This is a genomic window from Guptibacillus hwajinpoensis (assembly GCF_020171785.1).
In the GTDB taxonomy this organism is placed as follows: Bacteria; Bacillota; Bacilli; order Bacillales; family Guptibacillaceae; genus Guptibacillus; species Guptibacillus sedimenti.
This window is the reverse complement of sequence record NZ_JAIVAE010000004.1, coordinates 23,783-47,439: the sequence shown is the minus strand read 5'-3', so window position 1 is coordinate 47,439 and position 23,657 is coordinate 23,783. Positions and strand designations below refer to the sequence as shown.

Genomic DNA, 23,657 nt, shown 5'->3' with positions numbered 1-23,657 from the left:
CCTGAAAGAAACGAAAAGCGGGATCGCTATGATCCCGCTTTTTGCGTTATTCTTTTGGTGCAATCATATCTTCTGGACGGACGATCTCATCGAACTGCTCGGCTGTCAGAAGGCCGCTCTCAAGAGCAGATTCACGTAGCGTTGTACCGTCTTCATGCGCTTTTTTCGCAATTTTCGCCGCGTTTTCATACCCGATATGCGGGTTCAATGCTGTAACAAGCATAAGCGAGTTTTTCAAGTAATCTTGAATCACTTCTTCATTTGGCTCAATGCCTACTGCACAATTATCGTTAAAGGACTTCATTCCGTCTGCGAGTAAACGCGATGACTGAAGGAAGTTATAAATGATAACTGGCTTAAAGACATTTAGTTCAAAGTTACCCTGACTCGCTGAAAAACCAATTGTTGCATCATTTCCCATTACTTGCGCTGCTACCATCGTAAGCGCTTCGCTCTGCGTAGGGTTAACTTTACCTGGCATGATTGAGCTCCCCGGCTCATTTGCTGGAATAGTCAGTTCACCAATACCACAGCGCGGTCCACTTGCAAGCCAGCGTACATCATTTGCGATTTTCATCAGATCAGCCGCAAGTGCTTTTAGCGTTCCGTGAACGTGAACAATTTCATCATGGCTCGTGAGGGCGTGGAATTTATTTTCAGCTGACGCGAACGTCTTGTCCGTCATGTTGCTAATTTCTTCCGCTACCATGTCGCCGAACTTCGGATGAGCATTAAGCCCCGTTCCTACCGCTGTTCCACCAATCGCCAGCTCCTTCATATATTTCACACTTTCAAGAAGCATATTCTCACACTTCACAAGCATACGATGCCAGCCGCTAATTTCTTGACCAAGCGTCAGTGGCGTTGCATCTTGAAGGTGCGTACGTCCAATTTTAATAATATGTTCATTGTCCTGCATTTTTTGATAGAGAGTTTCTTTCAGCTCAATAAGAGCTGGATACAGATGATCCTCAACAGAAAGAACAGCCGCAACGTGCAGCGCTGTTGGGAACGTATCATTGGAAGATTGGGACTTATTCACGTCATCATTTGGATGAATACGTTCTTCACTTCCCTGTTCTTGTAAAAGTTCATTCGCACGAAATGCGAGCACTTCATTCATATTCATGTTGGACTGCGTTCCACTTCCAGTCTGCCATACAACGAGTGGGAAGTGTTCATTATGATCGCCATTAATGACTTCATCCGCTGCCTTCACAATGGCTTCAGCTTTCACATCTTCAAGCTTACCAAGACGCTGATTTGCGAGCGCTGCGCCCTTTTTCAACATCGCAAATGCTTTTACTACTTCAAGCGGCATTTGCTCATTGCCTATTTTAAAGTTCTGTTTGCTTCGTTGCGTCTGTGCACCCCACATTTTATCTGCTGGTACTTTGATTTCTCCAATTGTGTCTCGTTCAATTCGATAATCCATTGTGATCCTCCTTCAGAGTATAAGCTAACAGGTTCCACTTCGATAAAAAAAAGAGAAGTCCTTTCTCTTCAAATAAATTTCTCATTATGACGACGCTTTCATCATAACACACTCTCCTAATACCGGGAATCAGGAGATACGAGCATTTTTCATAGAAAAAGCCGCTCATACGCTGAGCGACTTCTTAAGCATTTGCAACTTCTTTTTTCTGATCGTCTTGCTTAATAATAAACTGTAGCGTAAGTAACGCGATAAACAGCCCAAGTCCAAATAGATCCGTTGAACCCTCAGGATAGATGAGCATAACGCCTGCCGCTACAGCTGCGATTCGCTCAACAATATGTGTGCGACGGTACCAGTAACCAATCATACCTGCGCCAATGCTGATCATACCTGTTAACGATGTAAATAGTACCCAGAGAAGGCTTTGCCACGTCGTATCAATCATCATAAGCTCAGGTGAGAGCACGAAAATGTAGGGAATGATAAACGCGGCAATCGCGAGCTTAGCGGATTGCACGCCTGTTTTAAGAGGCTCTCCCCCCGACACCCCTGCTGCCGCAAATGCTGCAAGCGCAACCGGCGGTGTAATGTCTGCGACAATTCCGAAATAGAACACAAACATATGCGCTGAGAGCTCAGGTACAGATAATACGATTAAAGCCGGAGCCGCAATCGTCGATGTAATCACATAGTTTGCCGTCGTGGGTGATCCCATTCCGAGAATAAGCGAGGCGATCATTGTAAAGAAAAGCGTGAGCAACAAATTTTCCCCCGAAAGAGATACGAGGCTATTCGCGAGCTTTAATCCGAGTCCGGTAAGCGTCACGACACCAACAATCATACCCGCTGCAGCCGTTGCAGCCGCTACACCTAAGGCCGTTCGCGCACCGTTCGCAAGAGCATCAATAAAATCACCAATTCCCATGCGCGTTTCTTTATTAATTGCTCCTACAATTATGGCAGATAAGATTGCATAAAGAGCCGCACGCGTGACGGACGTCCCTGACATTAAGAAGAAAATAACCGCAACGATCGGAAAAAGAAGATAAATCCGAGCGAGCACGGCTTTTCGATTTGGCATTTCATCTTCCGTTAATCCCCGTAAGCCAATTCGCTTTGCTTCAAAATGAGTCATAATCCAGATTCCAGTAAAATAAAGCAAGGCTGGAATTGTGGCGGCTTTCGCAATTTCCCAATACGTAATACCTCCGATAAATTCCACCATAAGGAATGCCGCAGCGCCCATAATCGGTGGCATGAGCTGCCCACCAGTTGAAGCCGCTGCCTCAACACCACCAGCGAACTCTTTTCGGTATCCGAGTCGCTTCATCATTGGGATTGTAAACGATCCGGACGTAACAACGTTCGCAACCGAGCTTCCGCTAATCGTTCCTTGAAGCGCACTTGAGAAGATCGCTACCTTGGCAGGACCACCAACACGCTTTCCTGCAATGACTAAAGCGAGATCATTGAAATACTGCCCAACCCCCGTTTTGACGAGAAAAGCGCCAAAGAGAAGGAAGAGGAAAATGAAGGTTGAAGACACCCCGAGCGGCGTTCCTAAAATTCCTTCTGTCGTATAGTACATGGATCGAATAATCCGATCGATGCTTAACCCGCGATGCTGTAGAAATCCAGGCATATATGGGCCAAGGTATGCATAAAGCAAAAAAATTGATGTAATAATTGTGATGGGCAAGCCTACAACACGACGAGTGGCTTCTAGCACAAGTACGATCGCAAGGAAACCGACGATTAAATCGAGCGTTGTTAAACGCCCAACTCTGAAAACAAGTTCTTCGAAGTTTAGCGGCCAGTACATTCCCACGTACACGCCAATTATTGCAAGAAGCCCATCATACCAGGCTACTTGAAATCTTCCTTTTGTTTTATTACGCAGCTTCTTTTTGGAAGCTGGGAATAAAAGAAAAATAAGGCCGAGCGCAAATGCTAAGTGAATGGAACGCTGCAGCTGGGCTGTGAAAACGCCAAATATGGCTGTATAAAGCTGAAATACAGAAAAACCTACAAGCCCGGCAAGAGCGATCCATCCAATAATACCCGTCAGCCTTCGATGCCCTGCTTCAGGATCGAATTTCGCCATTAGTTCCTGCGTTTGTTCGTCTGTCATCTGCTCTTTATCTTCCTTCGTTTTCGGAGGCTGATCTTTCTCACTCAAGTACGTTCACTCCTTTCATCCATTGCCATAAACTAATGTTTTCTGATTCAAGATGAAGCCATGATCCTGGTTCGATAATCCGACTTAATTCAATTTCTTTATCTTGTACAAGAAGGACGTGGTTGGCTACAACCTGTCCTGTTCTAAGGTCAATAAACGGAAACTTCCGGTTCATATCTTTGATTTTATATCCCTCTTCATCTTGGACAAAGCGTTCTCCTGCATCTGCGTGAGAAGGCATCCCGATCGCGAAATTCTCATACGCCAGTTCATACTGCACGATTTCACCTGATTCCGATACATAATACGATTCCTGCACCGGCGTTTTGTGAACGGAGTGTGTGTAGCGAATGTCAAAGTTCGCTGGATCATCTTCAAATGGCACATAGGCAATTACTTTCCCGGACTCTCCCTTTTCAAGAGCCACTACAGGAAAAAACGGATAAAGAAAAACGATTAAGATGAGTACAAGGGCGATCGACGTTTGATACATAAACTGTTTTGTTGAATCAGAAGGTTTCATCGTAAGAAGACGCAGGCTTTTCACCTGCGTCCGTCACATCCTTTTTTATAAATTCTTACTTACTCGACACCTTTTTCATCAAAATATTTCTTTGCACCAGGATGAAGATCAATGCCAACACCCTCTAGTGCGGAATCTGCTGTAATGAACTCCCCTTTTGCATGGGTGATTTTATCAGAGTTATCAAAGATCGCTTTCGTCACTTGATACACGTAATCTTCATCAAGATCTGAGCGAGCAACGAGCATCGCAAGAACGGCAACTGTTTTCACATCGCTCTCAAGGCCGTATGTTCCGCTTTTCACCGTATCTTCTGCATAGTACGGGTGCTCTTCAATCAGCTTATCGATTTTATCTTGTTCGATTGGTAGGATGGTTACCTGCTTTTGTGCAGATAGTCCTTCGACTGCGCCTGTCGGTGTCCCTGATGTAATAAAGGCCGCGTCAATTGTACCGTCTTGAATACCTTCTGTTGACTCATCGAATGCAAGGTGCTGCGCATCGATATCGTCCATTGTGATGTCATGAGCTGCGAGCACTTGCTCCGCATTTGCGTATGTTCCACTTCCTGGGGCTCCAACCGATACTTTTTTCCCTTTTAATTCATCTACAGAGGCAATGCCGCTCTCCTCAAGCGTTACGATCTGAATTGTTTCAGGATAAAGCGTTCCAATTGCCTGGATATTGTCTACTTTTCCATCTTCAAACATCAGTTCACCGTTTGTTGCATAAGCTGCGATATCTGTTTGCGTAAACGCAACGTCTGCATCACCATCTTGGAGGATCTGCATGTTTTCAACAGAAGCACCAGAGGACTGAGCATTTGCACTTTCAATATCTGTTTCATCTTGAATAATATTCGCAAGCTCTCCACCTAAAGGAAAATAAGTTCCTCCCGTACCACCAGTCAGTAAACTTAGCTCTGAAGGGGATCCGTTCGCTTCTCCTTCTGAATCAGACCCTCCACAAGCACCGAGTATCATTGCCATCGATAACACGACGACAAACAAACTCATCAACTTTTTCTTTCCCATGCCATTCTCCCCCTTCAATAATTAGAAAATTTCAAATTTACTATACCATATTGTTCCTGCAATTGGTACAGGCTGTTCAATTACAACGCCTCACACTAAATCTGTACTAATACAAAAAAATCCACGTTTCTACTTCATTCGTTTTTTTTCGACTAGAAATCTTGGTTAAATTTCTGTCGAAAGAACACGAAATCATGTAAAAACATGGATTTCATTTTGTAGTTTTTTATCAATTTAATCAGATATTTTCCAGTTTTGCAGTGTTGCTTGTCGAACCATCGTCTCAGGGGTAAAAATAAATGTCCATGGTACAGCTGTGTTCGCTTGCACCGTTAGCTCGTGAGTAAAACGCTTCTCCGCTATAAGCGTATTCTGTTCAAAATATGACAGCAAACGGTCTTCGAGCTTCCAGTCATCTCTGCCATTTACGATACAGACAGATGCGAGTAAATCATTTCGGTGGTTGAGCGCAATCCGAACGGGTATAAACTGTAACTTGCCCTCTTGTATCGGATGCTTTGCATAAATGTCCTGATACATTTTACGATCGCGGTCCGCAATCGTACGATCCCACTTTTCCTCAAAGATCAGCGTCACGTTTATTCCCCCTACTTTTGTACCTTTTCTCTTTCTCCACTAAAATTGACAGATCATCAATCACATCATTTAAAGATAATAATTCAAAAATTACAATCATCTTTCCGGTAAAATGATGTCGCGGATCAGTTGTTTCATCCCTAGTGTCATCCAGATCGTGAAACAACTGATCAAGTTTTTCAATGCTTTCCAAATGAGCTTCTGAATTCTGGACAGAAGGATTGTGAAACGCTTTTGAAATCGAACGACCTGCTTCAATAATAATACGATGATCGTCTTGATCAATTGTGTTTTTCGTATCGGTAAACAACATATTGCCAAGATGGTAAAGGATCTTCTGCAAGTATTCGAGTTTTTTTAGAACAACTGAAAAACTACGCACTTCATGAATGCTGTGCCTGCGATATTTCCACTCTTCTCGCTGATATGAAATCAATTTATACGTTCGTTCAAGATCGCGACTTAATCGCTGGTAAACAAGTGTCTGTCTTTTAGCATGGGGCAGATCAATGATAATTTGGTCTAATAAATCACCTGCATTCTTGTACAGACGCTTCACAGCCTGATTAATCATCGTATGGAATTTAGGGGGCATGACAAAATAGTTAACAGCCGTTGAAACGACAATGCCGATTAACGTCGTACTGAGTCTACCCACAAAAGAGGTCATATAATCGCCTGTTGTATCTGGAATCATCGCCACAGCTGTGAGCGTTGCGACGAGCATCCCGTCATCAAGCCCAAGCTTATGACAGGCGATTAGCGTGAAGGTTGCGGCTAACGCAAACGTGAAGGGCGATTGATGTAAAAAAGATTCAAACAGCATCGCAAATCCAGCACCGATCGCCGCGGCAGGAAAGCGCACAAGTCCTTTTTTAATGGAATCAGATGCCGTCGGTTCAACTGTTACTATCGCAGTAATGACCGCAAAAAGAACAGGTAGTCCAAGCGCATCACAAATCCAGGCGGTTAGAAATGCCGCCAGTCCTGTTTTTAAAATACGTCCACCAACAAATTTGAATACTTTATGCTTTATGTCTATCATTCGTATCAGTCCGTTTCTATTCCTTCATTATAACGTACGCTCATGGTTTACATGAACCCATTTTCCACTTATTGTTTAATTAATTCGGATAGAAGGAGAGCGGTTATGAATCAGTATGCTGGCATTGACTTATCAGGACCATCAAACACGAAAGATACGTCACTAGCGATTTTCGAGGGAAACGCTGCACAGCTTTCGTTTGTGCGGCTATTTGAAGGCGCTACGGATGAAAAAATCTACGAGCAATTCAGAGGCAAAAAAAATGTCACGATCGGAATAGATGCGCCACTTTCCTATCAACCAGGTGGCGGCGATCGTCCATCCGACCGTGCCCTAAGACAGCGGATTGTGAACGCCGGGATGCGAAGCGGCTCAATTATGACACCTACCATGACGCGGATGGTGTATTTAACATTAAGAGGGATATCGCTCTCCAGAGGTCTTGAAGCGAATGCACATATCGTTGAGGTTCATCCTGGAGCTGCGATTGGATTACGCGCGCGTTTAGAAGCCGTTCTCGCCTACAAAACAGACATTGACTCACGCTATGAGCTAAGAAACTTTCTCGAGAGCGAAGGGATGACCGGAATTCCAGAAAAAGCGCTTCAGTCCTCGCACTCTTTTGATGCCTGCCTGGCTGCGTATGCTGCCTGGAAATGGCATGAAAGAAAATCAGAGTTTCTCTATCAAGCGGAACCCCCGTTTCACCCATTTGATATGAGTTGTTAACATAAGAAGCTTTTGACATACAAAAAAAACCCTGCGTACTAGTTACGTAGGGTCTCATCAAAGACTTTTGGAACGACGTCGCGAACGACAATATAAAATATTCCTATAAAAAATGCTGTAATTGCCATCGCAAATGAAGGAAACACATCCCACTCACGGTCCATGCCCCACCCACTGAGCATCGCTCCTGAAAACGTGCCAATCATATAGCAAAACGGAATCCACCATTTCATTTTGACGATCACCTCAGAAATGATATACCCCGTTTCGACAATTTCCGAACCTTTTTTAGAGCATTTTCTCGATATCTTCCTTTAGATTAACCGGCTCAGTCTTCGGTTCATAGCGTTTTACAACTTCACCATTTTGATTTACGAGAAACTTCGTAAAGTTCCATGGAATATTACCGTGTTCGATCCCTGGCGCTTCGTGCGTTAAATACTTGTATAAAGGATGAGCATTTACGCCGTTCACATCGACTTTAGCGAACATTGGAAAACTGACGCCATAGTTTATTGAACAGAATTCCTCTATATCTTCCTTCGATCCAGGTTCCTGCTCGCCAAACTGGTTACAAGGAAATCCGAGGATTTCAAAATGCTTGTCTTCAAGCGACGTATACAGCTCCTGAAGCCCTTCATATTGTGGCGTTAACCCACATTTGCTTGCCGTATTGACAATAAGAAGAACCTTTCCGCTATATTCTGAAAGCGGCATTTCTTTCCCTTGAAGCGTTTCTGCAGTGAATGAATGGACACTCATGTTATCCCTCCTAGTAATTGCCTCACCCCACTTTTATCATAGTTCTGAATAGAGTGCTAGCATTTAGCGCGCTCGTGCAATGATTCCATTATGCACCTTAATATAGCCGTGTCTCACAATATCCATGCCGTTCTCATAAGCATAGAGCCCCATCTGACGGATATCCATAAGCTCACGATAGGTGTGATTCATCATATCAGCCATGACGTGATAATAAATACGCGACTTCATTTGATTGCGAGGCGTTGTCATGATCACATACCCATTATCCTTCACAAACTTTCGATGCCAGTCGAGTATCGCTGGTTTATGCTCATCAGGGACATGCTCAAGCAGACCAACGCTCAACACAATATCAAACTCTTTATGAAAATCGAGGTCGCGGATGTCTTTTACAAGATAGCTAATATTCATCTGATCTTTGTACCAAACTTTCGGACCACCAGTTTGTGGATTTGCACCGAGAAAAGGATACGAATTTGGAAAATGACCAAAACGATCTGTTTTACAAAACGCATCATAGTCGACCATAACAACTTCTCCACCTGGATACATCGCATGAAGCTGCATCGCCTCATATCCCTCCGCAGCGCCAAGAAAGAGAATACGAGGGTTTTTCACATCAAGCCCTTCAAAAAGAGCCCGCTTTCCTCTCGGATCCCAGATGCCATCTTCTATTCGGTGTACATAGTTCCAAAGGGACAGGCGAACCATCTCCCCTAGCCCATGCTTCACATCGCGGAGATGAAACCCTTTGAAACTATCTTTTAGAGACGCTTTTAACCGCTGCTGTTCAGCTGGAACATCCTGCATGAACAGGTTATGGAACGAGCGGTTAAAGTACTCCCAAGACGTTTTGACCGGCATATCCTGCTCATGCTCCGCTTCCCACTCTTTCCGTTCTTTTGCAAGCTTCTTTACTTCAAATGGCCTTCCTACCTGTTTCCATGACAATTCTGACCAGTCACGAACAACATTGGCATTTACAAAACGATCCAACTGTTCATTACGAGGATTTCTTAAATCAACGCGATAGCTTGGCATGAGCGCTGTGTACTCAAAGTCCTGTTCAGAAAAAGGGTGTTCGGGCGTTATTGAAGCAAGTTCCAATTGCGTCACTCCCCAGTTTTTGTTTATTTTCTCACGGAAGCGCTTTCATTACAAATGTTTTCCGAATTATTAGACGTATTTTTCTTAAGAAAAGAACCCATTCTGGTGATATAATAAGAAGATTAATAATGCAGGAGTTGGAAAATAATGAAGATTGTTGTAAGTACGTTAAATGCGAAGTTTATTCACACATGCCTCGCGTTACGTTACCTAAAAGCCTCCGCTGCCCCTGACTACGATGTACAGATGGCAGAATATACGATTAAAGACCCCATTATGAATATCGTTAGTGATCTTCACACCATGAAACCTGATGTGATTGGCTTTAGCTGCTACATCTGGAACATTGAGGAGACCATTCCTGTTATTGAAATGTTAAAAAAAGTGAATCCTTCCCTTACGATTGTACTTGGCGGACCAGAAGTGTCATATGATGTGTATGAGTGGCTTGATCGCATTCCACAGGCCGACTACATTGTTATGGGAGAAGGAGAAGTGACGTTTAAAGAACTTCTTCACTCTATTGAGACCGGAAGCTCTGTTGAAAATGTAAAAGGAATCGCTTATCGAAAAGATGGAGAGAACCAGATTAATCCACCAGCACCAAAGCTTAGCCTAAGCGAAATTCCATCTCCGTTTCGATTCGAAGAAGATCTTGCTGATCTCGGTCGTCGCGTCACTTATGTGGAAACGAGTCGCGGATGCCCGTACTCCTGCCAGTTCTGTTTATCTTCAATTGAAGTCGGCGTTAGATACTTTCCTGTCGAACGAATGAAGGAAGAGCTGCGCTTCTTAATGGACAACGGCGCAAAGACGATTAAATTTGTGGATCGAACCTTTAACATTAGACGAAATTATGCAATCGATATGTTCCAATTTCTTATTGATGAACATCGCCCTGGCTGCGTCTTCCAGTTTGAAATTACCGCTGACATTATGCGTCCTGAAGTACTCGAATTTCTCAACCGTGAAGCTCCGCCCGGTCTCTTTCGCTTTGAGATCGGAATTCAATCTACAAATGACGCAACAAATGAACTCGTGATGCGGAAACAAAATTTTGAAAAGCTCGCTAGAACGGTGACGATGGTAAAAGACGGGGGTAAAATTGATCAGCACCTTGATTTAATCGCTGGCCTTCCCGAAGAAGATTACGCTTCGTTTCGTAAAACATTTAACGACGTCTTCTCATTTCGTCCTGAAGAGCTTCAACTCGGCTTTCTAAAAATGCTTCGTGGCACTGGTGTACGACTGAGTGCTGAGAAACACGGCTATCTATACATGGACAATGCCCCATATGAAATTCTCGGTAATAACGTCCTTTCTTTTGATGACGTTATTCGCATTAAACAGGTTGAAGATGTGCTCGAAAAATACTGGAATGATCACCGAATGGATGCAACGATTGAATATCTTGTAACGGAGGTTTTTTCATCGCCATTTGATTTCTTCCAGGCATTTGGTAGCTATTGGGAAGGAAAAGGCTGGTCTCGTATCGGCCATCAGCTTGAAGATCTTTTCCGACGGCTCGCTGATTTTATTAAGATGCATGCGCCTCATCACCATGAACATGTATCCACACTAATGAAAATCGATTATTTATCAAACTCAAAGCAAAAACCACGAACCGTCTGGTGGAGCGACCGGTTAGAAAAAGAATCAGAAGCTACGTTATTGAAGCTTGTTAGCGAACAACCCGCTATCCTTGGCTCTTCCTACCAATCAGTCAGTCTATCAGAGCGAGAGCTTCATAAGCATACTGTCATTGAACTTTTACCTCGTTCTATAAATGGGCAAGCAGAGCAAACAATTTTACTTGTTCACTATCATCCAAAGACGAATGAACGGAACTTATATTATGGAAAACTTCCTGCCGATTCTTCTATTGCGATGTAGATTCACAAAGGCATTTCGATGTTTTCGAAATGCCTTTTCCATTGAGTAGATGTCCCAAATAAAGGATTTTATCGATTCAAGACGAATAGGATAACTAACCAAGCCGGAGGATAGGCCGGTAAATAATGGAGGGATAGCATGAGACTATTAGAAATGGATGCCCTGTCCCTGTCGAAGAAGATTTCCAGACGCGAAATTTCGTCGTACCATGCTGTTCGTACGTATATTAATCATTTAAATACGATTAATCCTATCCTGAATTGTCTTGTAGAAGATCGCTTTAATGAAGCGATCGAAGAAGCAAAAAAAGCCGATTATACCCTTACGACTGGAGAAGCTAAAGGCCGATTATTCGGTGTTCCAATTAGTGTTAAAGAATGTTTCCATGTCAAAAACATGGCGACAACGGGTGGCCTGAGCTATCGAGCAGGCTCACGAGAAAAGGAAGATGCTGAAGTTGTGAAACGACTTCGGGCAGAAGGCGCCATCCTATTAGGAAAAACGAATACACCTGCCCTTTGTTTTTGTCAGGAAACCGATAACAAGCACTACGGTCGAACGAATAATCCGTGGGACGTGACTAGAACCGCTGGGGGATCAAGTGGTGGAGAAGGTGCTTTAATCGCATCAGGGGGTGCCGCAGTTGGACTTGGAGCTGATATTGGCGGTTCAATTCGATTCCCCTCTCACTTTAATGGCATTGTCGGCTTTAAATCCGGCAATCGCCAAGTATCACAGGAAGGAAATTTTCCTTACATCGATAAGCCCGAGCAGGAACGCATGCTTGGTATCGGTGCCATGAGTAAGTCCGTCCAGGATGCAAGATTAATTAATGAGATTATTGCTTACAAACCGCCATCAGCGCGAAATCTCGATGATTTTAAGCTTGTCTATCCTGTTCCTCATCACCGCTATCCAATTAATCGAGAAACCTTTCAGTTGATTGCTAGCATCAGAGACGCGTTTGATGGAGAACTTGCTGAGGAACAGGCAAATCCTCCTTTCTTTGAAGAAGCGGCTCATATGTGGCAACAAATGATGTCCGTTGATGGTGGGGCAGATATGGCCAAACTCATGTCAGACAATGAAAAAGCTAGTCCGTTCAGTGAGTTTATGAAAGAAAAGCTCTTCCGAAGTTCAGATGTCCATTCTTACCTTTCTTGGGCGCTCATCGGCACAAAACTTTTTAAACCGAATCAAAAACAAATGAAACAAATTCATGCTTCACTAAAACGTGGAGATGAACTACTAGACGATTACTTGGATGACCGCATTTTAATTATGCCTGTTTATCATTCTCCAGCACCCCTTCATGGAGAGCTATATCAAGAGCTGTTCTCCATTCGGAAAACCTTTTTAAACTATATGCCCTACATTGCTTATGCGAATGTATGGGGACTCCCTTCCCTGACCATACCAATTGGAATGAGTAAGGAAGGGCTCCCGATTGGTGTACAGCTCGTAAGTCGGGTTGGTCATGAAGAGGCGCTCTTTCAGCTAGGTGAACAGATTGAGCAGCGCATCGGTGGTTATCAACGCTGTCAGAAACACGATTCTAAAAAAGAAGAGGTTGAGGCAGAGCTCGTTTAAGTTGTCGGGAGGATTGACTACGAATTGTTTACGAATCAACACACAAAGCCTTATTTTGCCATTATGATCGCTATTTTATTTATTTCCACTTCCGCTGTCATCGTAAAGCTCGCTTCAGCACCAGCTGCAGTCATAGCGATGTACCGACTTGTTTTCGCGATTCTGATCATGTTGCCACTTGTGCTACGAAATTATCGGAATTCATTTAGACAAATTAAAAAATCAGATTGGGGATTTGGTAGTCTTGCGGGCATCAGTCTCGCATTTCACTTTATCCTCTGGTTTGAGTCATTAAATTACACGTCTGTCGCAAGTTCAGTCGTTCTTGTTACACTGCAGCCATTGTTTGCCTTTATCGGAACGTATTTGTTCTTTAAAGAAAAACTCACCCTTCTAGCGATTGCTGGAGGGGTGACCGCTGTGGCAGGATCGATTGTTATCAGCTGGGGTGATTTTCGAATAAGTGGAATGGCCCTATGGGGAGATCTTCTTGCCCTTACTGCCTGTGCAATGGTTACCGGCTACCTTCTATTTGGACAAAACATTCGCAAGCGTTTGGACCTTATCCCCTATACGTTCATTGTGTATGGCATCGCAGCACTGACCCTTATCCTCTATAACATACTATTACGCTACCCTTTCTTTTCGTATCCTACTTCAGACTGGGGATACTTCCTTTTACTCGCCATCTTCCCTACGTTGCTTGGGCATTCACTACTGAATTGGGCAGTAAAGTGGGTAAGCGTGAATGTAATTTCAATGAGTATTCTATTTGAACCGATCGGCGCTAGTATTCTCGCGTATTTTATCCTGGGAGAGAAACTGCACACGATGCAATGGATCGGTGGCGGGATTATCATTACAGGTCTGTATCTTTTTATTAGAAGCTATAAAACTAAAAGAAAACCGAAAAAATAGCCAGGCGCGCCCCTCAAGGGCGCGTCTGGCTATTTCGACATCATTCGAGCTAAAGCGGGCAGTGCCTGTCACCTCGCCTTTGGACACGTCTTACAGCATGCGCCACCTTCTGAGATTTGATCATACAAGCAGCACGTGCGGCGGAAGCGGATTGGTCCGCTATCTCTCTCTACTTTTTCTGAATAATACGGCATGAACGGGTTCGCACCGCATGTAAAACTTGTGCAGTTAAACTCTTTCAACAGGTAATGAAAATCTTCTTTCGCTCGCCTTACCTGCTCCGCATTCCCTTCGGAAGGAATGAGTGTTTCATAGACCCAAAAAAGGTAAATCGCCGCATTTTCCCAAAGAATCGCTGCGGATAGTTTCGTTGTTTTCACCATCGTTTCTACGAATGGAGCAAGATTCTCATTGATGAGCTTATTCGCAAGCTTTGCTCTAATATCCGCCCGCTCCTTTTCACTTCTCTTCAACGAATTCGGAATTGTTACCTGCATCACCGCCGCCTGCGTATTCATGTCAATCTCCAGCTCATCCGGTCCGGCAAGAATCGGTTTATCCCACATCGTAAAGGCATATAGAATCGGCGCTAATGTCATAAACCCATATCGCTTCATAAACTGTGACCCTGCGACAATCACTGATGGAAAATGGCCTTCTGACACAAGTCGTTCAAGTAACGCTTTTAACTGTTCGGAATCCAAAAGTTGTTGAGCAGTGTGTTCCCCTTTTCCACCAAACGTAAGGCGCAATTGCTCTAACTTCTCTTTCTCCTCTCTGCTAAATACCAGTTGCTCTTGCACGATGAACCTTCCTCCCTTTACCATGCGGCACACAAAGTGGCGTCCCAAATAGTGGATCTTCAATAATGTCACACTGAAGGCCAAATACACGTTCCACAAGATCAACATTCACAATGTCTTCAGGCTTCCCCTGGTCATAGATGCCTTTATCTTTTACTGCAATCACATGATCCGCGTAGCGACACGCCAGATTTAAATCGTGCAGCACCATCAAAATTGTCCGGTTATCTTCTTTATTTAATTCAAAAAGTAAATCGAGCACTTCTACTTGATGCGCGAGATCGAGATATGTTGTCGGTTCATCTAGCAAAATAATGTCTGTATCTTGAGCAAGGGTAAGGGCAATCCACGCACGCTGACGCTGGCCTCCGGATAGTGAATCGACATCGCGCTCTGCAAAGTCTTCCATATGCGTCGCCTTAAGTGCTTTTTGCACAGCAGCTTCATCTTCCTCTGACCACTGACTAAACCAGGATTGATACGGATAACGACCCTGTTTCACGAGCTGCAGAACCGTCAGTCCTTCAGGGGCGACAGGGGATTGGGGAAGAATGGCCATTTTCCGGGCAATTTCTTTCGTTGGCTTATTTGAGATCGCCTCTCCATCCAGAACGATGCCACCTGAATGCGGCTTTAAAAGACGGGCAAGACTTCGTAAAAGCGTTGATTTTCCGCAGCCATTCCCACCAATTAAAACGCTCATCTCTCCTTTTGGGATGAGTAAGTTCAGCTGATCAATGACCGTTTGTTCTCCATATCCAAGCGTTAAATCTTTCGTTTGCAGTGCGTACATGCCGCCACCTCCTTATTTGTTTCTCGAACGATACAATAAATAGATAAAATACGGTGCGCCAATCGCTGCCGTAAACACACCAGCCGGAACTTCAAGGGGTGAAAAAAGCGTGCGTCCAATTAAGTCTGCAATCATGACAAGCATGCTGCCGACAAGGGCTGAAACAGGAACAAGCACACCAAAAGAAGAGCCCACTAACTTTCTTGCAATATGTGGTGCCATTAAGCCAACAAAGCCAACGCCACCGGCGAATGCGACAGCCCCTCCCGCAAGCGCCGTACTGATTAAAAGGAGAACGATGCGGTCTTTTAAAAGCATAGCACCTGCTCCTTTTGCCACATCGTCACCAAGCTCTTGTAAGTTCACTCTTCTAGAGTAAACCATGAGCAAAATCATCAGGATGACAACCCACGGTAAGAGCGTAAGCACATCCTGTCCATTCGTTCCATGAACGCTCCCCGTAATCCAAATATTCGCATCAGATGCTCGATAAATTGGTCCAACGATCATTAATAGCGTTGTTAGTGCTTGCAGTAACGCCGTTAAGCCTATTCCAATCAGGACTAATCGAATCGGTGAAATGCCGTTTTTCCAAGATAAAATAAATACGAGAAACCCTGCTAAAACTGCTCCAGTGAAGGATGCAAGCGGCATCCACTGAATGCTGACTGTTAGCGCATTCGCCTTATCACTAAACACTGTTAAAAAGCCAATTGTCGCAAGCGCACCGCCCCAAGTGATACCGAGAATATCAGGAGAAGCAAGCGGATTTCGAATCATCCCCTGTAGGATCGCTCCTGACACGGCAAGAGCAGCTCCTGCTAAAATCGCCATGGCAATCCTCGGGAAGCGAAACTGTTTTACGACAAGCTTATTCATTTCATCACCATATCCAAACAGCGCCTTAACCACTTGGTCTGGTGTCATAAAAATCTCACCAAGACCGATACTAAGGAGCGCAGTTACAATAACCGCACCAACGAGTCCAGCGATCACCCATAACGCACGGCGATCGAGTAAAAAAGAAATAGCTTTCATTCGAAAGGAAGTGTATTTCATCATAGCTGTTTAAACTCCCTTCGAGCAATATATATAAAGAACGGTGTACCGATTACAGCTGTTAATACGCCCACAGGCGCTTCAAGCGGCAAAATAACATAACGCGCCGCAATGTCTGCAGATAGCAGTAGGATTGCGCCTAATATCGCACTATAGGGAATGACCCAGCGGTAATCCGGGCCAGTAAAAAAGCGAGCCACGTGCGGCACCACAATGCCGATAAATCCAATAGGCCCTGCTACGGCTACAGAACCGCCTGCAAGAAAGACAATGAAAAGTGCAGCAGCCGCTTTTACAAGAAGCGTACGTTGGCCTAGCCCTTTTGCGACATCTTCTCCGATGACGAGCGTATTAATTTTTGTACTGATAAGAAGTGCACCAATTAAGCCGATTCCAATATACGGGAGCACCGAATATAGCATGGCTAGACTACGTCCTTCAATCGACCCAGCAAGCCAAAAGAGAACGTCTTCAAGAGCCTTCTCATTTAAAACGAGCATACCCTGCGTTAACGAGGAGAACATCGCTGCCATCGCTGCACCAGCAAGCGTCAGCTTCATCGGCGTAAGTCCTTCTCTTCCAAGTGAGCCAAGTACATAAACGAGGATTGAGGCAAATGCCGCTCCAACAAACGCTAACCAGCTAAACGTCGTAAGTGAGGAAACGGAAAAGAACGTAACGGCAATCACAATGACAAAACTCGCCCCTGCATTTACGCCTAGAATTGATGGTGATGCGAGAGGGTTACGTGTAATTGCCTGCATGAGCGCACCCGCAACAGCGAGACTTGCACCCACAGCGGCGCCAATTAATGATCGCGGAACGCGATTTTCAATAATAATAATATGGGCATTGCTTCCATCGAATTGCGTAAACGCCCGCCAAGCCGTTGCCCATGTAATACTCGTTAGTCCATAAACAACGCTTGCCACCATCAACATCATGACAAGAAGTAAGCCAATCACAATCCCGAACCATTTTCGATTTACTGAATGTAATTTATGTGTCATAAAGGTTAATCCCTTTCTTCATCATCCTTTATAAGTGTAAAAAAAGAATGAAAACGTGTCAATGAATTTGAGAATCAATCTCATTTAACTATTGACTCTTGTGTGACAATTCAGTATGATTACATCGTAAATGAAAACGATTATCACTAACAAGGAGGAAATACATATGTTCAAAAAAAGTTGGCTCATCGTTTGCCTTGCAGCATTTATGGTTTTAGCTGCTTGTGGAACGAGCGGAAATAATGAAAATAGTAGCTCGGGTGAAAAACAGGAAGAGGAATCGACTCGTACAGTAACGCACGCGATGGGTGAATCAGAAGTTCCAGAAAATCCTGAAAAAGTTGTTATTTTAACAAATGAAGGAACGGAAGCTTTACTTGCAATGGATGTAAAACCTGTCGGTGCAGTGCAATCATGGCTCGGTGACCCTTGGTACGATCATATTTCGGACGACATGAAAGACGTTGAAGTTGTCGGAACGGAAAGTGAAGTAAACCTTGAAGCGGTTGCCGCATTAAAACCTGATCTCATTATCGGAAATAAGCTTCGTCAGGAAGACATTTATGATCAGCTTAGCGCAATTGCTCCAACAGTTTATTCCGAAACGTTAAAAGGCGACTGGCAGGAGAACTTCGAATTTTATGCCAAAGCACTAAACAAAGAAGATAAAGGCGAAGAAGTCATGAATGCCTATAGTGATCGCATTGATTCAATGAGCGAAGAGCTTGGTGATCAGCTAGACAAAAAGGTCTCCGTTGTACGTTTCCTAGCTGGCCAAACGAGAATTTACTACAAAGATTCTTTCTCAGGGGTTATTCTTGAGCAGCTCGGCTTTGCTCGTCCAGAATCTCAGCAAAAAGAAGATTTCGCTGAAGAAGTAACAAAAGAACGCATCCCAGAAATGGATGGCGACGTACTCTTCTACTTCACATATGAAGCTGGAGACGGTGAAGCGAATTCCACTGCCGAAGAATGGACGAATGATCCGCTTTGGAACAATCTTCAAGTTGTAAAAGACGGAAATGTTCATGAAGTAAGTGATGCGATTTGGAATACGTCCGGGGGCGTACTTTCCGCTAACTTGATGCTTGATGATATCAAAGACGTCTTTTTAGGTGAATAGCATGTAACGAAAGCTCGGCTAATGCCGGGCTTTTTTTGATTATCCTTTCACAAATAAGGGAATTGGTTCAGGAGAAGGTTTTCTTTTCGTAAGAAAGTGGCAAGAAGACAGGTTCTCATCAGGTATACTAATAGAAAGACATATAAGGAGGGGATAAATCGATGCCAAATGTCTGGACACATATTTTATTCGGTGAAGAAGCTGCGATGGAAGCCGGCATATGGAACACGATCAAAGGTGACCTGCCTTTCTTTCGACTTGGTGCTCAGGGACCCGACCCTTTCTTTTACCATAATTTCTGGCCGTGGAAAAAAAATAAGCCGGTGCAGGAAGTTGGTTCTGCTCTTCATCAAGATCATTGCGGCCCATTCCTCATGGAAATGATTGAATATGGAAAACAAGATGATCCGATGCTGCGAGCTTATATTCTTGGCTTTGTGACGCATCATATTCTGGATCGAAACACTCACCCCTATATCCACTACCGTTCTGGTCTTGAAGGCAACAGACATCAGCAGCTGGAAATTATTATTGATACCATTTTGATGAAAGAATATAAAGATGTGGAAACTTGGAAAACCCCCGTCTATCAAGAAATCCAAATTGGAAAATCGCTCTATCCTCCCATTGAACTGATGCTTTATGAATGTATTCAATCCTTTTATCCTGAGACAGCTGAACGCATGCCAGAGGATTACATTAACCAATCTTATCGCGATATGGTCCTTGCGCTTAAACTATTATTTGACCCGCACGGCTGGAAAAATCAGCTTTTAAAGAAACAAGTCTCCTCTTTTTCCTATCGAAAACAAATCGGTGATGAAGATTATTTAAATCGAGAAGGAACACCATGGATTCACCCCGCAGTGAAAGACGAGGAATCAACTGCAACGTTTGAAGAGCTGCTTGAGCAAGCGAAAGAAGAAGCAACGAACATCCTCCCTCTCATCCATGACTACTGGCACAATGAAGAAAATTGTATGACGGAACTGAAGACACAAATTGGCAACCGCTCGTATGACACAGGAAAAGATAGCACCCTTCCACTTGAATTAAAACACTTCGACCCTATTTTGTAAGGGGTTTCAAGATAAAAAAAGGCTCAGAGCAGGTGGATGTGCTGCTCTGAGCCTCATTTGTGACCTGGGAACTGACTTTTACTTTCAATGATTGCGGAATTCCGTGATTTTCTGGATAATTCCGCGATATTTCATTTAATTCCGCGAAAAGTACGATTAATTCCGCGAATTTAAGCTTTTTTCCGCGATTCCATTAACCCCTATACATCGAGCCCTTCATTTGCCATAACAACCTTCGCCTGCTCTTTCCCTTGATCGATGTTTACTTTGTTAAGTAAATAGATGCCTGCTAAGAAAAAGACGACGAGTGAAACGATACCAAGACGGCTTGATCCAGTTACTTGCCCAACGAAGGCAAAGAGAAAAGGACCGAAAATCGCTGAAAATTTAGCGGAAATGCCGTAAAATCCGTAAAACTCTGCATGTCTGTGATCGGGAACCATACTTCCAAAAATCGATCGACTTAATGCCTGAGCACCTCCCTGAACGAAGCCAACCATGATGGCAAGCAGATAGAAATGCGTGGCGGTAGTCATGAAATAACCGAGAAAGACAATCCCCACGTAAATCCACAGGGCGAGCATAAGCGCTCGCTTAGGGCGAATTTTTTTGGCCAAGTAGCCGAATAAAAAAGCGAAGGGAATTCCTACAAACTGCGTGATGAGGAGCGCAGCGATTAAATCATTCGCGTCAATGCCGATATCTCTGCCATAAATCGTCGCCATTTTTATAATGGTCGATATTCCATCGTTAAATAACCAGAATGCGATGAGGAAAAGAAGGAGCTGTTTGTAGTGGTTTAACTCCTTGAACGTCGTGCGAAGCCTTTTAAACCCGATCGTCGCGTAGGAGCCGCTTAACTTGGGCTGAGTATGTTCCACTTCTTTCACGTTTTTGAACATGGGGATGGAAAAGATAAACCACCATACGCCAACGCTAGCGAATGAAAGTTGCGTTGCGACAAGCGTATTCGGAAGAAAAAACCAGGATGGATTTAGGATCATCATCAGATTCACGAGAAGGAGCAGACCACCGCCAATATACCCAAACGCATAACCTCTTGCTGAAATGCGATCAATCTCTTCTCCTTTTGCGATTTCCGGTAAAAACGCATCGTAAAAGACGTTGCTTCCCGAAAAACCGATCGTACCAAAGATTAATAGAATGGAAGCAAACAGGTAGCCTCCCTCACCAACGAACGCCATTAAGATGCTTGCGATCATTCCCATGTAGGCAAAAAAGCGCAAAAATACTTTTTTAGAATTAGAGTAATCGGCAATGGCACCGAGTACGGGTGCCAGAATCGCAACAATTAAAACAGCGATCGATTGCGAATAGCCCCAGTAAGAAGTAGCAAGACTTTGATCAATATTGTTGGCAGCAACATCATAATAGAAAACAGGTAAAACGGCTGCCATCATTGTTGTTGCAAAAGCAGAATTAGCAAAGTCATACATCATCCAGCTACGAATCTCTTTTTTCCTCATCTCTTTGCCCCCATGATGTTCATTTTCTTTCAGCATATCAGGTCTCAACGTCTCATTCTTCGCGCTGGAATATTCTTCATAAACCTTTTACAACGAGCAGACTTGCCACACATTCTTGGTGCGAGTACACTAACGGTAGAGTGATGAAACGGAGGTCGTCCTATGGACCAAAATGATATTCAAAACAAAGTGATCGAAAACTATCAGCGTGATGAAAACATGATGATACTCGTCTTTGCCCAGTGGTGCGTCAACAATGACTTGAATCCAGAAACGCTTTACGAGAAAGCTTATCCTGATCAAATCAATAACCCTGCTCTCAAGCAAAGTATCGAACTCGTCGTGCCGAAAGAAGAATCAGAACATATCCCTGATCAAACGGTAATGGGTGTCCTTTCCCTCTTTGGTAATGATGATCTTGCATTTGTTGTATCTGAAGAGAACGAAAAACGTTCAAAACCAGAGAAATAGTTGTTTCATAGAGTTTATTCGATAGGAGAGGGAAACTTCCCTTTTTCATCTCAATGAAAGACCCGGAGCCTAGGCTCCGGGTCTTCGTTTACTTAGCCTCGCGAAATAACTTCACAAGCGCCTGCGTGCCACTATCTTCTTCACCACGCTCAGCAAGATCTTCATATAACTTCTTCGAAAGTTCAAGTCCTGGGGTTAACATTCCCATTTGTTTGGCGGACTCAAGGGCAATCGTCATATCTTTTATAAAATGCTTTACATAAAAGCCAGGCTCGAACCGATTAGAGATCATTCTTGGAGCCAGATTACTTAGTGACCAGCTTCCAGCAGCACCGAATTCAATGCTTTCAAGGACCGTTGTCGGATTTAATCCTGCTTTTTCAGCATATACAATCGCTTCAGAAACGCCAATCATGTTGCTGGCAATCGCGATTTGGTTGCACATTTTCGTATGTTGGCCTGCTCCAGCTGGTCCTTGGAGAACGATGTTTTGACCTATTACTTCAAAAATAGGCTGAACGTTTTCGAAAACTTCTAATTCACCACCTACCATAATCGATAGCTTTCCTTCTTTGGCACCAACGTCTCCCCCTGATACAGGTGCATCAAGCGCGTAGAGCTGCTTGGACAAAGCATGCTGATAAATTTCTTCGGCTAGCGCTGGGCTTGAGGTTGTCATATCAATTAATATAGAATGCGCTCGCGCATGTTCAAGCAGCCCATTCTCACCTATGTAGACCTCTTCCACATCTTTCGGGTAACCGACCATAGTGATGATCACGTCAGCATTCGCCGCCACATCCTTCACTTCGTCGTACCATTCTGCCCCTTCTTGAATAAGGGCTTCAGCCTTCTGTTTTGTTCGCGTTGAGATAAGCATCCGGTATCCTGCTTTGATCAAATTTCGAACCATGCTTTCTCCCATAACGCCGATTCCAATAAACCCGAGTACTGGCTTTTTCTCCATGGTAAATCGCCTCTTTTCCCAGAATTTCCTTTCCTAACACTTGTCTTCATCGTACACTAAAGAAGAGGTGAATTCCTAATGAAAACAAGTAGTTTTGCCGGTCTATTTATATGGGTAGCGTTCGTTGTAACAAAATTGATTACAACCCCAATCGACACGCTTCAATATGTGATGATTTTATTAATGTTCGCCTACCTGGTACTCGTTCCGCTAACGCTGAACCTCGTACCGCAAAAAAAGAATGTTTTCTATCATTATGCCACCCGTTTACAACTAGTTTCGGCTGTCCTAGCGGGCATCTCTTTCTTTCTTGAACAAGGAATGTTTGCGGTTCTGCTAGCCGTTCCATGGTTACTGACAACTTGTTTAATCGCACTTTATGGAGTTACGCGCCTCCTGCAATCATGGAAAAAAAGCACGATTTTTGATGTGTTAATTCAACTTGGCTTGATGTACATTAGCATCGGTGGACTCTGGCTTATTTTGCATCGTTCAGGTGTGCAAATTCTTCATTTTAGCGATGTTATTATACTGCTTACATCCATTCATTTTCACTATGCAGCATTTATTACACCGATTACGATGGCGTTCATTGGAAAACGTCTGCTTGCAAAAGCTCCTAACTTAAAACCCTGGTTTAAACTGATCGCTATCCTTGTCTTATTTGGCCCACCGTTTATAGCGGCAGGAATTACGCTTTCAGATTCATTACCTGTTCTTGAGTTTATTTCAGTCGTTGAATTTGTCACACCGCTGATCATCTTTTCAATCCTTTGCCTCGTCTACTTAGTGCCAACACTTGAGTATTCAGTACAAATGCTGTTATCAATTTCATTCGCCTCTCTCCTGTTTTCAATGAGCTCCGCGATGATCTATGGATTTGCTCATATTAATGAAACGGTGATTCTCGGCATCCCTTTAATGGTCTTTTTTCATGGATTTGTGAATACATTCGGTTTTTCACTCTTTGGACTGCTAGGCGTAACAGCGATGCAGGAGACGAAGCCTATCAAAAAAACCAGCTTCTCCATGTGAGAAGCTGGTTTT

General features: G+C 43.8%; 23 protein-coding genes. 8 read left to right on the top strand and 15 right to left on the bottom strand.

Translation table 11 applies throughout. The annotated features are described in order from the left end of the window. Positions 1-46 precede the first annotated feature (46 nt). From fumC to LCL91_RS07370, 6 genes are all read right to left on the bottom strand, one after another. Entirely contained in the window at positions 47-1,435 is a 1,389-nt protein-coding gene (gene fumC / locus LCL91_RS07395; RefSeq protein WP_224881330.1) for a class II fumarate hydratase, read from the bottom strand. 184 nt (positions 1,436-1,619) lie between these two features. Continuing rightward, positions 1,620-3,569: a TRAP transporter permease gene (locus LCL91_RS07390; protein WP_224881738.1), complete on the bottom strand. Its 1,950-nt coding sequence runs from the start codon at positions 3,567-3,569 to the stop codon at positions 1,620-1,622. Between the two features lie 40 nt (positions 3,570-3,609). Next, positions 3,610-4,164, bottom strand: a complete 555-nt coding sequence (locus LCL91_RS07385; protein ID WP_224881328.1) for a DUF1850 domain-containing protein — start codon at positions 4,162-4,164, stop codon at positions 3,610-3,612. 35 nt (positions 4,165-4,199) lie between these two features. Continuing rightward, entirely contained in the window at positions 4,200-5,174 is a 975-nt protein-coding gene (locus tag LCL91_RS07380) for a TAXI family TRAP transporter solute-binding subunit (RefSeq protein ID WP_098445505.1), read from the bottom strand. 234 nt (positions 5,175-5,408) lie between these two features. Further along, positions 5,409-5,771: an SLAP domain-containing protein gene (locus LCL91_RS07375; protein ID WP_224881326.1), complete on the bottom strand. Its 363-nt coding sequence runs from the start codon at positions 5,769-5,771 to the stop codon at positions 5,409-5,411. Next, on the bottom strand, positions 5,755-6,816 hold the full coding sequence (locus LCL91_RS07370; protein WP_224881324.1) for an FUSC family protein: 1,062 nt from the start codon (positions 6,814-6,816) through the stop codon (positions 5,755-5,757). The genes LCL91_RS07375 and LCL91_RS07370 overlap by 17 nt, the downstream gene beginning before the upstream one ends. Before the next feature lie 105 nt (positions 6,817-6,921). On the opposite strand from LCL91_RS07370, the gene LCL91_RS07365 reads away from it, so the two are divergent. Further along, a complete protein-coding gene (locus LCL91_RS07365; RefSeq protein ID WP_224881322.1) occupies positions 6,922-7,545 on the top strand; it encodes a DUF429 domain-containing protein in 624 nt (207 codons plus the stop codon). Between the two features lie 38 nt (positions 7,546-7,583). On the opposite strand, the gene LCL91_RS07360 is transcribed toward LCL91_RS07365, so the two are convergent. The 3 genes from LCL91_RS07360 to LCL91_RS07350 all read right to left on the bottom strand — a co-directional run bounded on the left by LCL91_RS07360 (position 7,584) and on the right by LCL91_RS07350 (position 9,417). After that, entirely contained in the window at positions 7,584-7,778 is a 195-nt protein-coding gene (locus LCL91_RS07360) for a hypothetical protein (protein ID WP_098445509.1), read from the bottom strand. A 55-nt stretch (positions 7,779-7,833) separates the two neighbouring features. Continuing rightward, positions 7,834-8,307 (bottom strand): glutathione peroxidase, encoded by a 474-nt coding sequence (locus LCL91_RS07355; protein ID WP_224881320.1) that lies wholly within the window; start codon positions 8,305-8,307, stop codon positions 7,834-7,836. A 63-nt stretch (positions 8,308-8,370) separates the two neighbouring features. Beyond that, positions 8,371-9,417, bottom strand: a complete 1,047-nt coding sequence (locus LCL91_RS07350) for a class I SAM-dependent methyltransferase (protein WP_224881318.1) — start codon at positions 9,415-9,417, stop codon at positions 8,371-8,373. Positions 9,418-9,564: 147 nt separating this feature from the next. On the opposite strand from LCL91_RS07350, the gene LCL91_RS07345 reads away from it, so the two are divergent. The 3 genes from LCL91_RS07345 to LCL91_RS07335 all read left to right on the top strand — a co-directional run bounded on the left by LCL91_RS07345 (position 9,565) and on the right by LCL91_RS07335 (position 13,818). Beyond that, positions 9,565-11,310, top strand: coding sequence for a B12-binding domain-containing radical SAM protein (locus tag LCL91_RS07345; RefSeq protein WP_224881316.1), 1,746 nt, complete (start codon positions 9,565-9,567; stop codon positions 11,308-11,310). 138 nt (positions 11,311-11,448) lie between these two features. Continuing rightward, positions 11,449-12,900 (top strand): amidase, encoded by a 1,452-nt coding sequence (locus LCL91_RS07340; RefSeq protein WP_224881314.1) that lies wholly within the window; start codon positions 11,449-11,451, stop codon positions 12,898-12,900. Positions 12,901-12,924: 24 nt separating this feature from the next. Next, a complete protein-coding gene (locus tag LCL91_RS07335) occupies positions 12,925-13,818 on the top strand; it encodes a DMT family transporter (protein ID WP_224881312.1) in 894 nt (297 codons plus the stop codon). A 68-nt stretch (positions 13,819-13,886) separates the two neighbouring features. Here LCL91_RS07335 and fhuF read toward each other — a convergent pair whose 3' ends face one another. From fhuF to LCL91_RS07315, 4 genes are read right to left on the bottom strand one after another with little or no spacing between them, the layout of a single operon-like run. Further along, a complete protein-coding gene (fhuF, locus tag LCL91_RS07330; protein WP_224881310.1) occupies positions 13,887-14,621 on the bottom strand; it encodes a siderophore-iron reductase FhuF in 735 nt (244 codons plus the stop codon). Then, complete coding sequence (locus tag LCL91_RS07325; RefSeq protein WP_207393216.1) at positions 14,599-15,414, bottom strand: ABC transporter ATP-binding protein; 816 nt, start codon at positions 15,412-15,414, stop codon at positions 14,599-14,601. The genes fhuF and LCL91_RS07325 overlap by 23 nt, the downstream gene beginning before the upstream one ends. Positions 15,415-15,426: 12 nt before the next feature. Next, positions 15,427-16,476: a FecCD family ABC transporter permease gene (locus tag LCL91_RS07320; protein ID WP_207393217.1), complete on the bottom strand. Its 1,050-nt coding sequence runs from the start codon at positions 16,474-16,476 to the stop codon at positions 15,427-15,429. Then, entirely contained in the window at positions 16,473-17,483 is a 1,011-nt protein-coding gene (locus LCL91_RS07315) for a FecCD family ABC transporter permease (protein ID WP_224881307.1), read from the bottom strand. The genes LCL91_RS07320 and LCL91_RS07315 overlap by 4 nt, the downstream gene beginning before the upstream one ends. Before the next feature lie 166 nt (positions 17,484-17,649). Here LCL91_RS07315 and LCL91_RS07310 point away from each other — a divergent pair, with 166 nt between their 5' ends. Continuing rightward, the gene (locus LCL91_RS07310; protein WP_224881305.1) at positions 17,650-18,606 is read left to right on the top strand and encodes an ABC transporter substrate-binding protein; all 957 of its coding nucleotides are present in this window, start codon (positions 17,650-17,652) and stop codon (positions 18,604-18,606) included. Between the two features lie 161 nt (positions 18,607-18,767). Then, positions 18,768-19,685 carry a zinc dependent phospholipase C family protein gene (locus tag LCL91_RS07305; protein ID WP_224881303.1) on the top strand — a complete coding sequence of 306 codons (918 nt, stop codon included), beginning with the start codon at positions 18,768-18,770 and terminating at the stop codon, positions 19,683-19,685. Between the two features lie 200 nt (positions 19,686-19,885). Here LCL91_RS07305 and LCL91_RS07300 read toward each other — a convergent pair whose 3' ends face one another. Continuing rightward, a complete protein-coding gene (locus LCL91_RS07300) occupies positions 19,886-21,172 on the bottom strand; it encodes an MFS transporter (protein WP_224881300.1) in 1,287 nt (428 codons plus the stop codon). 162 nt (positions 21,173-21,334) lie between these two features. Here LCL91_RS07300 and LCL91_RS07295 point away from each other — a divergent pair, with 162 nt between their 5' ends. Further along, positions 21,335-21,643, top strand: coding sequence for a hypothetical protein (locus tag LCL91_RS07295; RefSeq protein ID WP_224881298.1), 309 nt, complete (start codon positions 21,335-21,337; stop codon positions 21,641-21,643). 88 nt (positions 21,644-21,731) lie between these two features. Here LCL91_RS07295 and LCL91_RS07290 read toward each other — a convergent pair whose 3' ends face one another. After that, complete coding sequence (locus LCL91_RS07290) at positions 21,732-22,610, bottom strand: NAD(P)-dependent oxidoreductase (protein WP_224881296.1); 879 nt, start codon at positions 22,608-22,610, stop codon at positions 21,732-21,734. A 78-nt stretch (positions 22,611-22,688) separates the two neighbouring features. Between LCL91_RS07290 and LCL91_RS07285 the strand changes: the two genes are divergently transcribed. After that, positions 22,689-23,645, top strand: coding sequence for a YndJ family protein (locus LCL91_RS07285; RefSeq protein ID WP_224881295.1), 957 nt, complete (start codon positions 22,689-22,691; stop codon positions 23,643-23,645). Positions 23,646-23,657 lie beyond the last annotated feature (12 nt).